This is a genomic window from Streptomyces sp. NPDC034037 (assembly GCF_055575715.1).
Window position 1 is genome coordinate 50,790 of the sequence record NZ_JBVISC010000015.1, and the last position, 12,257, is coordinate 63,046.

The window sequence follows — 12,257 nt, forward strand, 5'->3', positions numbered from 1 at the left end:
TTCACGGGCTTTCAACATCCACGTACACACGGGATTTGGGGCCCGAGCTCTAGGCTCGCGGCCATGACGATGACGGAGGGGCAGAGGGTGGGGAAGCAGCGAGCGGGGTGGCGGCCAGACCGGTTGCGCGAGCAGCGGGAGGCTCACGGCCTGACCCTGGAGAAGGCCGGCGAGCGCCTCCGGGCGGTTGCCGAGCAGGCCAAGCTCAAGGGCATCCCCGCCGCGAATCCTCAGACTTTGTGGCAGCACGAGCAGGGCGAGGTCTTCCCCGGCCCCCACTACCGGCGCGCCTACTGCCTCCTCTACCGGGCCACGGAACCCGACTTGGGGTTCCGCAATGCCCTACCGGGTGAGGAGTCCTCCTTCAAGCTCACGCCGCTGGACGACCGCCTCAACGGATCACATGTCCTGGCTGTTGAGCGCGCCATTCATCGCATCGCGCCGGGCTCCGACGAGGCCGACCACTTCGACCTGCAGCAGCGGATCATCGACGCGTGGAAGCGCCGGCACACGGGCGGCGACCCGCACCGCCCCGTCCTCATCCTTGTCGGCGGCTTCGCCGGCAGTGGCAAGACCGAGCTCGCCCGCTTCTTCGTTCAGCTCACCGGCTGGCCCCTGCTCGACAAGGACCCGCTCACCCGCCCGCTCGTGGAACGCCTGCTGGTCGCGCTGGGCGGCGACGCGAACGATCGGCACACCGACCTCTACCGCGAGAAGGTCCGGCCGGTGGAGTACGACTGCCTGATGCAGTCGGCCATGGCCAACATCAAGTGCGGCATCTCCACCGTGCTGACCGCCCCGTTCATTGCCGAGATGACCGACCCGGACTGGATGCAGCGCCTAACCAACCGAGCGGGCTCGATGGGAGTCGACGTCTTCCCCGTATGGGTGCGCTGCGACGAGGAGTCGATGCGCGAGTACATCGGATTCCGCTCCGCGGCCCGAGACGCGTGGAAACTTCAGCGGTGGGACGAGTACATGGCCACGATCGACCTCGACCTGCGCCCGGCCGTGCCGCACCTGGTCGTCGACAACCGATTGGGGACCGCGGTGACGCTCGCGGACCAGGCCCGGCAGGCGATGGGGGCGGTGTACGCGTGAACCCGAAGCAGGGCGTGATCCTGTACGGCCCGCCGGCGTCGGGCAAGGACACCGTCACCGCCGCGCTCACCGAGCTGAACTCGAGGTACGCGCAGTTCACGCGGCTCAAGGTGGGGACGGGCAAGTCCGCCGGCTACCGGATGGGCACAGCGGAGCAGCTACATGAGCTGGAGGCCGCAGGCGACGTCGTATACGCGAACACCAGGTACGGCAACACGTACGTGATCGACCGGCCCGGAGTCGACGCGGCGTTCGCGGCCGGGGTGCCCGTGGTGCACCTCGGGCAGATCGACGGCGTCCGCGCGCTGGTCAACGGCTACGCGGCCGCCTGGTCGGTGGTGCTGCTGTGGTGTCCGCGCGAGGTGACTGAGCAGCGGTCGGCGGGGCGCGGCGACAGCGACACCGCGGCGCGCCTGGCGGCGTGGGACGCGACCCGCGAGGACTTGGACGCGCACCCGGGTACGACTTGGGACCTGACCGTGGACACCACGGAGGCGGCCCCGCAAGACGCGGCGCGGCTCATCGACCAGCTGCTGGCGCGCCGGGCGGGGGCGGCGTCGGCATGAGCGCGGGTTACGGGTGGGCGAGTCGGTCCAGGGCGTCGGTGAGCGTGAGCTCGTTGTCGTCCTTGACCTCTTGCCACCGTGCCAGTGTGGACGCGGCCGCGCGCAGCATCTCCGGTGGAAGGCCGGTGGCCGCGAGGGTGTCGGCGGCTTCCTCGAGCTCCGGGCCCCAGCGCCAGGCGCGGGCCGCGGTCTTGGCGACGTACTGCGGTTCGGACAGGTACGAGTCGGTGCGCTTCGAGGCGACCTCGATGAGCTCTTGGTCGACGCCGTGCTCGCGGGCCATCCCGATCGCGAGTGCCACCAGCACCCGCGAGGTCTTCTGGAACGCGGCGTACGACAGCTTCAGCGCGGACGCCTTCCCGATCTCCGTGCCCAGCACCGCCGTCTGGACGGCGGTGCCCGCGAACAGCGCCTCGATGCGTTCGGTGGCGGCCGCAGGCCCGGACAGGTACAAGGTCGGCGACTTGCCGCGCACCGGCGGGGAACCGACGACGCCGCCGTCTACGACAGTCGCGGTCGGTTTGAGCAACCCGACGATCCGCTTCATGCGTTCAGGATTGATGGCGTTCGCCTCCACGTATACCCCGGTGAAGCGGTGCCCGGCGACGTCGCGGGCCAGGTCCTCGGCTGCGGCCGGCGGGCAGAGGCTGATGACGATGTCGCTGCGGTCCAGCAGCTCGGCCATCGAGGCCACGGACATCAGCCCGAACTGGGCGGCGCGCTCCACCGAGGCGGTGCTGCGCCCGGTCTCGCACCACAAAACTGCGGCCGCGTTGGTCGTGGCGCAGGCGGCGACAGCGGCGCCCATGCTGCCGGGGTGGAGGATGCCGACGGTCGGCTGGGCCACGGCGCTACTCCGAGGTCTCGTTGAGCAGGATGGTGATCGCGTCGGTGACGTCGTCAACGACGTGGTGAGCAGTGGGGAGTGCGTCGGGCCAAGGGCGGCCGCGCAGCCAGATGGTTCGCAGGCCAGCCTGGTGGCCGCCGCCGATGTCTCCGGCCGGGTTGTCGCCGATCATCCAGCCGCCGTCCGCGAGGTCGGTGCCACAACGGGTGGCAGCGAGTTCGAAAAGACGCGGGTGGGGTTTGCGAACCTCGATGTCGCCGGAAGCGGCGATCCCATCAACGAGGTCGAGGATGCCGGTCGCGGCGAGTTTGGCCCTCTGGATGTTGGAGGCGCCGTTTGTGGCGATGCCGATCGTCCAGCCCGCCTGCCGGAGCGCGGCCAGGCCGTCCAGGACGGAACGTCGGCAGGTGACGGAGCTGGCGATGCAGCCGACGTAGCTGCGCCACAACGCTACTGGGCTCTCGGTCAATGCGAAGACGTCGCAGAGCCGGATGAAGTCGTCGGGGTTCGCCCGGTCGGCAAGTTCGGCGAGGAGCCAGTGCTCGACCTGCTTGTTGTATCCGTAGGCGACGCACAGATTGGCGATCGCGATGCTGTAGGCGGAAGCGCGGTCCGTAAGCGTTCCGTCCAGATCGAAGAGAGCCAGGGTCTGCACGCCGACGACCCTACCGAGACCATCTCGCGTGTGAGTCGAGCGGGTGTCCGGAGGACACTGACAGTCCGTCAAGTCGTGGCCCGACACGTTGTCACCTGTCGTCACTCTGTGGGGTGCCGGGGGAGTAGGGTGGCTGCGGACTTGATCCGAAGCAGTACAGGAAAAAGCCCCCGGGACCTTAGGCAAGTCCGTGGGGGCTCTCGGCCGGGAGAAGACTCCCGACCCGGCGACCCACCTTTTCGTGAGAAAGGCGGCCGCGTGATGCAGGGTACCCGCACCCGCGCGTGGACACACACCACCCCGCTGTTGAAGCGACGCCCGAGCGTCGCTCCGGTGGGCTACCCGCGTACGCGCATCGATGCCTCCCACGTGCCCGCGGCGATGATCCGCCCGGCTTCTCACGGCTTCTGCGCTGGAGGACAGCGCAGCCGGATCAGTCTCGTGGAGGCCTCAACGTTGTAGCTGACTGAGGCGGCGAGCCATCGCTCCAGCCGCTGGGACGCCCAGCTCCCAAGGTGCAGCAACACCTTGGCTGAGCGTCCCCCTGACACCGGATGGAGTTAGCAGCCCCATCCGAAGGGGTCGTCCGCCCGGTTAGCAGCCGGCCAGACGCTCGTACTTGGTTCTCCCCGAACCACGAAGCACCCACTGGGGGCTTCGTCATGCCGTCTTGGCGATGCCTCCACGACAGGAGCCATTGTGCAGGACTGCAATGCCGTTTTCCAGCCCAGCTATGCCCGTTTCACCCCGGTCTGCCAGGCGAGTGGTGCCGACCGAGCGGGATGTCACACGCCGGTTCGTCCGGTTCCTCCTGCAGAACCCGCGCCGGAAGTGGATTCATCACCCCGATCTGTCACACCAGAATCGTTTTCCACACCTGCAGCAGATGTGACGACCTCTACCACTCTGCTCGCTAAGACCGTTCCGTCTGACGGAACCAGCAGCAAGATCAACAGCTGTCGGGCGGGAGCGCCGACGGTATTCACGGCTGGACGGCCTCTGGCCACAGGCCGTCCCGTGCAGAGTCGGCGGATGGCTCACGATGCGCGCGCTTTGCCTGCTGCGGGGGGTGTCCGCTTTCGCGTGTACACCGGCCCGACGAAGAAGACGACCTCGGTCCTTGCAGTGCCTGCCGCTCGTGTCCCGGCGGTGGGCCGATGAGCGCCGTAGCGGCACCGGCCGCCGTGCTGGATCACCCCCTGTGGGAGGACGTCGACAACTCCGTCGACGCGTCCCGGCTTCCCCCACAGCGGAACGCGTTGCGGTCGGTGCCGGCCTCCGGCAAACCGGACGGCGACGGTCCGGAGGATCCGCTGCGCCTCGGTCGGGCGATGCGGCTGCGGCTGCGCGACGCGGTCCAGTCGCTGCTGGCGGACCCGTCGATCGCCGGGTTGAAGGACGCGCCGAAGCTGGCGGCCGTGGTGCTGTACGCGAAGTCGCGGGCGCCGAAGGGGGAGGAGGACGACCTCCAGACCTCGACCTGGGGCGCGGAGCTCGGCCGGTGGATGGGAATGAAGGAGTCGACGGTCCACCACAAGGTGCTGCCGGTGCTCCGCGGCTCGGGCGCGGTGCACACGCAGGTCGTGAGGGACGGGAAGGGGCACCCGACCGGGCTGGACTGCCTGGTCATGCCTCTGTGGCGCGCTCACCACGGCGAGGGCGCGGGGCACCCGCTGGCGCTGACGAAGGCGGAGCTGGCGACGCTGCTTCACCTGTGTGAGGCGCTGTTCGGGCACGGCTGGACGCCGAAGGACAAGGAGCCGACGCCGCCAGGGCTGCTGGCCGGCCGTACGGGCAAAGGCGCGGCGACCGACCGGCTCGGGCTGCTGCTGATGGTCCTGAACACGAGGGCGTCGGGCTGGCTGCAGCTGTGCGGCGGGTCGGTGAAGAAGCGTGAGGGACGCGGGGCGGCGACGCTGGCCCGGCTGCTGGGCTGCTCGCCGTCGGGGGCGCGGAAGGTGCTGGCCCGGTTGACGGAGGCCGGTGTCGTGGCGCGGCAGCACCGGGAGACGTCGACGCGGATGCGCGGCCGGGGCCGGGTCATGCTGCTGCCGGTCGCCCGCGCGTACGGCCGTCGCCTGGCCTCTGTGGAGGCTGTTTCGGGGGCCGGGTCGGTGTTTTCGGCGCGTCCCGATGGTGCGTGCGGAGATCATGGTCCGGCTGGGACTGCTGGTGCCCTTGGTACGTCTGGGATCGGCGGTGCCGAAGGGCCCGGGGATGCGGTGCATCAGGAGCGTCCCGATGGTGCAGAGCTCCACGCAGACCACGCTTCTGGGGTTACTACCGTCGTTTCTCCGCAGCTTGATTGTGGTTTTTCCGGCGAAGGCCGTGGGGGTGAAGGCCGTCGGCCGGAGCGCGTGTGCGCGGGCGAGGACCAGGCCGTCGACGGCGAGACCGACGTTGCCGCGAGCGGGTCGCCGGTGGCCGAGGACGGCCCGCTGCGCGGGGAAAAACCGAAGGAGTCCCCGGTCGATGAGCGGGTCGGGCAGCGTTCTGCCGGGGCTGGTGCCGGTGGCCGGCCGACGGCCGCGGGGTGGGAAAAGGCGCAGCAGCAGAGGCGGGTGGCCCTTCCGGCTGACCTTCGTCTGCGGGTAGCGCTGGGGCCGGTCTCCTGGCTGTGGGAGCGGCTGTCGGGGTGGCAGCAGGACCAGGTGGAGGCCGCCGCGAAGGCGGAGCTGGCGCACCTGGCCGGGCTGGGGGTGGCGCCGGAGAGCGCGCCGCGGCTGCTGGCCGACCGGCTCACCGACCGCCTGGTGGAGACCGGGGGCGAGGCTCTGGTCAACAAGCCGTTCGGATGGCTGATTGGCCGAGGTTTGGTGCGGCGGCCGTCATGCACGGATCGGCGCTGCGACGACGGAATCCGGCTGGACACCGGCGCTGACTGCGAGATGTGCGGCAACGTGATCCACATCCGCCGTGCCCGGCGGGCGAAGATCGCAACACAGATTGAACAGGAGCTGCCCGGGCTGAGCGACGAGGAGCGTCGGCGCGTCCTTGAGGAGCGGCTGCGGGAGCAAGCCGCCGTCGAGGCGGAGGACCTCGCACGGCGTCGGGAGCGGGCCCGCGCGGAGCAGGCCCGCCGGGAGGGGGCCCGTGCGGCTGCTCAGGAGCAGGCAGAGCGTGAGCGCCAGGCCGCGGCCGCCGCCGACGCGGTGCGCCAGGCACGGCCGTGCGAAGACTGCGGGCAGCAGCAGGCAGCGGGCTTGTGCGAGGTGTGCGGCCACCGACGGCAGACCCATGAGCTGCTCCAGCAGGCGGCGCAGACGGAGGCGGCTTGGACGGCGACCGGCTTCTCCGGTCCTCGCCAGCTGGCCGCCGTGAGGGACCGGGCTCTGACCAGTCTGCGGCGAGAAGCGGATCGGGCCGGGCAGGAGCTGCTGGCCGCGCTGGGGGAGCGCTCCGCCGAGGAACCGCAGGCCGCTGCTGCCTGCGCTGCCTACGCCGTCAAAGCCCGAGCCAGCGAACTGCTCGAGGAGGCCCGCAAGACCGCCCTGGCCGCGCTGGCGCGTTCTCCAGAAGCTGAAGCCGAGGCCCACCGGGCCTACGGCGCCGAGCAGGCCCGGCGTTCCTACGACTGCTACTTCACTGGTCCGCGGGCTGACGCGCCTGCCCGCGAGGCCGCGCAGCGGGCGCGTGAACGCACCGCCCACTGCCTGCTGAAGACCCGGTTGCAGGAGCAGTGCACTGCCACAGACGCCCGACAGTGCACACCGGATGACGCAGACGTCCAGGGCAGTTGGACCAGGCGCCTGCAGCAGATGGCCATCCGGCCCCTGCCCGATGACGCCCTGGCCGCTCCCGTCGGCGGCTGATGCCCCTTGGGCACCGAGCACCGCTCCGCTGTGCGGACGCCGATGGCCTGGACAGTTGTGCCGATCGGTGTGCGGCCGCCCTCGAAAGAACCCTTTGGCTTTCCTGTTCGACGTGCTGGTCGTTTCCCGGCAAATGCCTGGCATGTTCGCCGGTACGACCTTCGCGCTCGCGCGTATCGAGTACGAGAGACAAGCATGTATCGAGTACGAGTCTCGACGCCTACGGAGACCGCGTCTTTGCCCGTTCCGAACTCTGACCATCGAGCGTCCCGCCACCGTGTCCCGGCCCTGAGCAATCAGCCGCCGACCCGGTGGCACAGCTTCACCGCACGAGGTGAACAGGCGTGGACGCAATCACCGTCCATGATGCTTCGCCCGCGGATGCGAGTATGCCCGCTTGTCCTCGTAACGCGCGAGACGGCCGACGTGTTCGCCTACGCAGGTTTCGTTGATGCGGGCATTCTCCCTACAGCGCCACCAAGTGGTCGTACAGCTTGCGGGCGTGCTCCGGCTACAGATCGCGCGGGTCGCGGTGCTGCGTTGCGAGTGTCGCGGGTGACGGGCGAGCCGGTACATGGGTACGGGTCATGGAGTCCTTTCCCGGCGGTGTGTCAGAGCCCGCCGCGGTCGCGAGCTATGTCCAGTAAGGCGATTCTTCCTCTTCGCGTATGCGTCGCTGGCAGTCGGCGCACAGCAGCTGATTGGTCTCCGGAATGACGTCCGCTGCGGGCCAGTAGCAGCCGCAGCCGACGCAGTTGCCCAGGCTGGTTGGGTCGAAGCGGGCGGCGCAGGTGGTGCAGAAGAGGGTGCGTCGGCCGTCGGCGAACTCCGCGGCGTCGGCGAGGGTCGGGGCGTGACAGCCGGGGCACTCCATGAGCGGACTGCCCAAGGACGCGTCGGTGAGTACATAGGCAAGATCGTCCGGTTGCCATCCCCCGCCGCAGAAGCAGCAGACGCTGGTGGTGCGGGCCGCGTGGAGCAGTGCGAACTGCTGGCAGTCCGGGCAGCGCAGCGTCCGCTCTTCAGCACCCCGCAGTTCATTGCCGCGCAGCCGGTTCATCCGTCGGGTGACGAACGACTGGATGGCGAACAGCCCCTCCTTTACCGACGCTATCTGCGACCCGACCGATTTCAGTTCAGCATCGGGGAGGTTCGGCACCAGGACGTCGTCGATGAATCGGACCAGGAAGTCCAGGACAGTGGCGGCCCGGGCTTCGACGGCCTGTGCGTTGTGGGTCAAACCGTAGTGCTGGAGGCGGTTGCGGTCCTTGGCCAGCTTGTCGAGGGCCTCCGCGTCCTTGGCGCTGATGTCGAGGCGGGCGATGTTGCGCAGCCGCTTCACCGCGTCCTCGGTGGTGCAACTCTCGAACGAGGCGTCGGTGAAGGCGCCGTGGGCCGCCTTGCTCGGGTCCTTGAACACCAAACTCCAGTGCTCGTGGGACAGCCGGGCCTTCAGTAGGACTTCGGCGGCGGCCTGGAGGTGGAGCACCGCGTACTTGATGTCGCGGGGGGTGCCGCCGGTGTCCGGCTGCAGGTGGGTGACGACGCTCACCAGGTAGTCGATGCCATTGGGAACCGGGGGGAAGTCCAGCTCCTGAGCCCCGCCGAGGCGGCGCTGTACGTTCTTGGTCGCCCGGGCGGAAGAAGGCGGGTCGGACGTAGCCGAGCCCTCCGCCTGGTCGGTCACATCGCTCGTCTCGGGGCCGTTCAGACCGGGCGCCACCATAGCCACAGGATAACTGTAATTGTCCTGTGCATTCATTCGCGCTGGCCGGGCAACACTTCCCCGACCTGCGCGACCGCACGACCCGCTGCTGGCGGGGCGCTTTCCCCGGCCCGGGCCGTCGCCGTCCGCCGCGAGGGCACCGTGCAGACCGCCGTCGCCGAGTACGCCGTGGCCCACCGCAGCCGGCCGCTGTGCTGCTGCCAGAGGTGACGACGTTGAATCGGCTGGTGGCCGCGGGGCGGGAGGCGGCGAAATAGCGGTATAGCGGCCCCGCCGCCACGACCGACAGCCGCCTGGACTACCTGGAGCGCCGGGCCGCGCCGCTGCACCGGCTCGTTGACGCCGTCGGCAACGAGTCCTCCCGCTACCTCGCTCGAGACGCCGAGGACCGCGCCCAAGGGGCCGAGGATGCAAGGGCCCAGGGCCGAGGCCTGGCCCGTGAGTGCGGGGACCCACCGCCCGCACCGCGCCGGGCGCGGTGAACGCTCAGGCGCCGAGAAAGAGCTGAGGCAGCCCCGCCACCATCTCCAGCGCCGCCGAGTAATTGGCACGGGCCTGCTTCACCAGCTTCACGTCCGCGACCAGCTCCAGGTACCACTCCTGGGCACCCTTGCCCCGCTTCTCGTATAGGGCGCGGAGTTCCTTCTCCGCTTCTTCGAGGTTGGGGTGGCCCCGCCACCGCTCGCGGGCCGAACGGAGTCTGTTGGCCTCGTTCGAGCAGGTCAGATAGACCGTGATGCCCTCGATCCGCGTTACCAGTTCACCCTCCGACATCAGGCCGAAGACCTTGCCCTGGAAGAAGTCGGTGGCCCCCAGATGTGTCTCCAGCAGGCACGCGTCCACGAAAGCCGTACCCGCCTTCGAGCGCGGCATGTACCCGTCGTCCTGGAGGTGCCAGGGCGCGTCCTCCAGCCGTTTCAGCGCCATCCACACGAACAGCTCGCCGTCGTGCTCGTACAGGACATGCGAGTGCGGTTTCCGGCGGGCGTCGTGGCAGCACTTGGAGTCCACCACACGGCCCCAGGGGCGGCCCACCACCTCGCAGTCGCTCTCGGCCAGCAGGGAGCGCTGCGGCAGCTGACTATAGAGCGCCTTCGGCATCCGCTTGCCGTTCACCGACAGGGTCTTGATCGTGACGGACGACTCTGCGATTCCCAGTTCCACAACCGGATCAACGCCGCTGTTCCTGCCAGGAGGCGGGCCGCCGGGCCGGGTCGCCCATTCGGCCCAGGCCGGTGAGTCAGCGCCGTGCGTCGCCGGGCGCTAGGAGGCTGGTCAGATCGGGACCCGGCGAGTCCACAGCCACCCGATCTGCGTTCTGGTCACGGTCAGCCGCCAGGCCACCAAGGCCCGGCCTTGGTGGCGAGTCCCCGTCCAGTCTGCGGAGGGCCTCCACTGGCAACAGCTCGCCATCGACCAACCCCCGAAGCGTTTTTGCTCCGTGGTCGTTGGTGGAGGTACAGCACATGGGACTTTGAGGAGCAGGCCGTGCCAGAGACTCAGCCGCTCCCCGAGCAGCACGCCGAGGGCAGGATGTGATGCAAGAACCCTTCCAGCAACCGAATACCGTCATCGGCCGCTTTCGGGCCAAGCTGGCGGTGATCAATGACCTGTCTTTCGACCTCATGCCGGACAACCCGACGCAGGTGACGGAGATGCAGGATGCACTGCACGAGGCAGCTGAGACGCTCGCTCCCCTCTCCAGCGCGGTACGCGCCGCATCCACAGGTTGCTCCATCCACCCCCGAGGCGCCGTGGATCCAGTAGCACCACCGGGTTGGGGACGTTGCTTGTTGTGCAACTCTCGAAGGCGCCGCGGCTTGGAAGTACGCCACCAGCAACGGCCCGCCCTCTGAGCCGGCCCAGGAATCCCAGTTCGGACACCAGCCGCGAAGTAGACGGCGGGCCGAGAGGTCAAGAGGGGAAGGCTGTCAGGTCCTCCGACTCGTCCTCGGTCTCCCCACCGGTTTCCTCGATCTCAGGATCGATGGGGTGGGTGCACCGATACACGATCGGCCTGCCGTCCCGCTCGCCGTCGGCCCACCCCTGTTTGTCGCACACGAGGCAGGCGGCAATGGCCTCGGGGGAGCGGATTTTGCGCATTGTGGCGACCAGGGCCCGGCCGGGTGCCAGTGCGGGCATTGTCTGGTGCCAGTGAGGAGGCTCGTACTCCGGCACGGCGGAGTGCCGCTCGATGGCATCCACGATCTTGCCGCTGAGGATGGTGACGACGGCGGAGGATGCCTCTGCCTCGCCTAGGTGCTTGCGTTCCTTCCAGGACGCGGCGGAGTCGGCCGCCCGCCACGCGAAACAGATCATTTGTCCCGGGGTGAAGCCCTGCGCGAAGCCGCCCCTGACGACCTCGTCCAGCTCATGGCGGCGCGCAGGGGGCACTTCCGGGTAGCGGTATTGCAGCATCAGCAGTCCATCGAGGTATGACACCACATTGGCGACCTCCATGGACTCCACCAGCTGCGCCAGATCTTTGCGGGCCTCGCCAGCCTGTGCGCCCGGCGCGACCTCCAGCACCTTCTGGATGTACGCCTTCATGCGCTGCCCGTGCTGGGTGCCGCCGACTAGCCGCCACTTCACCAGCGTGGGGTAGAAGCCGATACTATCTGTCCCGTGCCGACCCACCGCCGAGTCAGCGGTGTCGGGATGAATCGCGATTAGCCCCGCTGTTCGCAGATGTTGAACTGCCGCAACGTCAACTTCTGGGTCACCGGTCCACCCTGTATCCAGGTCCTCGATGTTGGGGATCGGGCGGTTTGGTGAGGCGTGCGCGAAGTCCAGCATCGCCAAGTACACCGCCGCGGCACTGCCTGCAGCCCGATGCGGCAGCAGCGGTTCCTCGATCGGCTGCCTGGCGTCCTCACGTTCCCGGAAGGCCGCGAACCTGGCCTGCCACTTCTCTTCTTCCCTCCGGGCACGGTCCTCGGCCGCAGCTTCCTCGGCCTGCTGCTGCTCCCTGAGGGCAGCCCGTTCTGCGCTCAAAGCTTCCTTGCACGGCGGGCACCGGAACCACTTGTTGGCCCGGGCGAGACGAGGCCCGGCCAAACTGATCGCCTGCGCCCGAGAGGTGACCTCGACAGGTTCCCCGCATCCAAGGCACGTGACGGCAAGCAGCATCGCGTGACAGGCCTTGGCGACCGTAGCGCTGACCGTCGCGGCCCTGCCCAACTCACTGGTGCGTTTGGCCCACGTGCCGTCGTCAGCCAGTGACCAGTACTGCACGCACAGCTCGCGGACGTCTTCGCTCACCTCTGGCCTGCCGACAACTCGGAGCAGAGGAGCCTCCACCGGCAGGTCCACCAACCAGGGCTGGGGGGCCGGCTGTTTTCGAGCGGTCTCTCGCCTACGGCGACGCTGACGCTTGCCCATGCCACTCTCCTCACGGTCCGGGATGCGAAGCCCCGCTCAGGGACGAGCCCAGCATCACGGACTCACGGCCCCGGCTGCGGCGGCGCCAACACTCGCCCCTTGCGGTGATGGGCCTGCAGTCGCCAGGATGTCCTCCCCCCGGGGGACCTTCTGTGACACCGCTCGTTGA

General features: G+C 69.0%; 8 protein-coding genes. 3 read left to right on the forward strand and 5 right to left on the reverse strand.

Annotation, left to right across the window (positions count from 1 at the left end; all coding sequences use genetic code 11):
• Positions 1-63 precede the first annotated feature (63 nt).
• Positions 64-1,101 (forward strand): AAA family ATPase, encoded by a 1,038-nt coding sequence (locus ACZ516_RS33520; protein ID WP_469013515.1) that lies wholly within the window; start codon positions 64-66, stop codon positions 1,099-1,101.
• Positions 1,098-1,667 (forward strand): phosphotransferase-like protein, encoded by a 570-nt coding sequence (locus ACZ516_RS33525; protein WP_469013516.1) that lies wholly within the window; start codon positions 1,098-1,100, stop codon positions 1,665-1,667. The genes ACZ516_RS33520 and ACZ516_RS33525 overlap by 4 nt, the downstream gene beginning before the upstream one ends.
• A 7-nt stretch (positions 1,668-1,674) precedes the next feature.
• Here the strand turns inward: ACZ516_RS33525 and ACZ516_RS33530 are convergent, their stop codons facing one another.
• Both ACZ516_RS33530 and ACZ516_RS33535 read right to left on the reverse strand, forming a co-directional pair.
• Positions 1,675-2,514 (reverse strand): NAD(P)-dependent oxidoreductase, encoded by an 840-nt coding sequence (locus tag ACZ516_RS33530; RefSeq protein ID WP_469013518.1) that lies wholly within the window; start codon positions 2,512-2,514, stop codon positions 1,675-1,677.
• 4 nt (positions 2,515-2,518) lie between these two features.
• A complete protein-coding gene (locus ACZ516_RS33535) occupies positions 2,519-3,169 on the reverse strand; it encodes an HAD family hydrolase (RefSeq protein WP_469013520.1) in 651 nt (216 codons plus the stop codon).
• Between the two features lie 1,157 nt (positions 3,170-4,326).
• Here ACZ516_RS33535 and ACZ516_RS33540 point away from each other — a divergent pair.
• Positions 4,327-6,981 (forward strand): hypothetical protein, encoded by a 2,655-nt coding sequence (locus ACZ516_RS33540; RefSeq protein ID WP_469013521.1) that lies wholly within the window; start codon positions 4,327-4,329, stop codon positions 6,979-6,981.
• Between the two features lie 634 nt (positions 6,982-7,615).
• Here ACZ516_RS33540 and ACZ516_RS33545 read toward each other — a convergent pair.
• From ACZ516_RS33545 to ACZ516_RS33555, 3 genes are all read right to left on the reverse strand, one after another.
• Positions 7,616-8,707, reverse strand: coding sequence for a hypothetical protein (locus ACZ516_RS33545; protein WP_469013589.1), 1,092 nt, complete (start codon positions 8,705-8,707; stop codon positions 7,616-7,618).
• Positions 8,708-9,193: 486 nt separating this feature from the next.
• Entirely contained in the window at positions 9,194-9,871 is a 678-nt protein-coding gene (locus ACZ516_RS33550) for a hypothetical protein (RefSeq protein ID WP_469013523.1), read from the reverse strand.
• Between the two features lie 750 nt (positions 9,872-10,621).
• Entirely contained in the window at positions 10,622-12,088 is a 1,467-nt protein-coding gene (locus ACZ516_RS33555; protein WP_469013525.1) for a hypothetical protein, read from the reverse strand.
• Positions 12,089-12,257 lie beyond the last annotated feature (169 nt).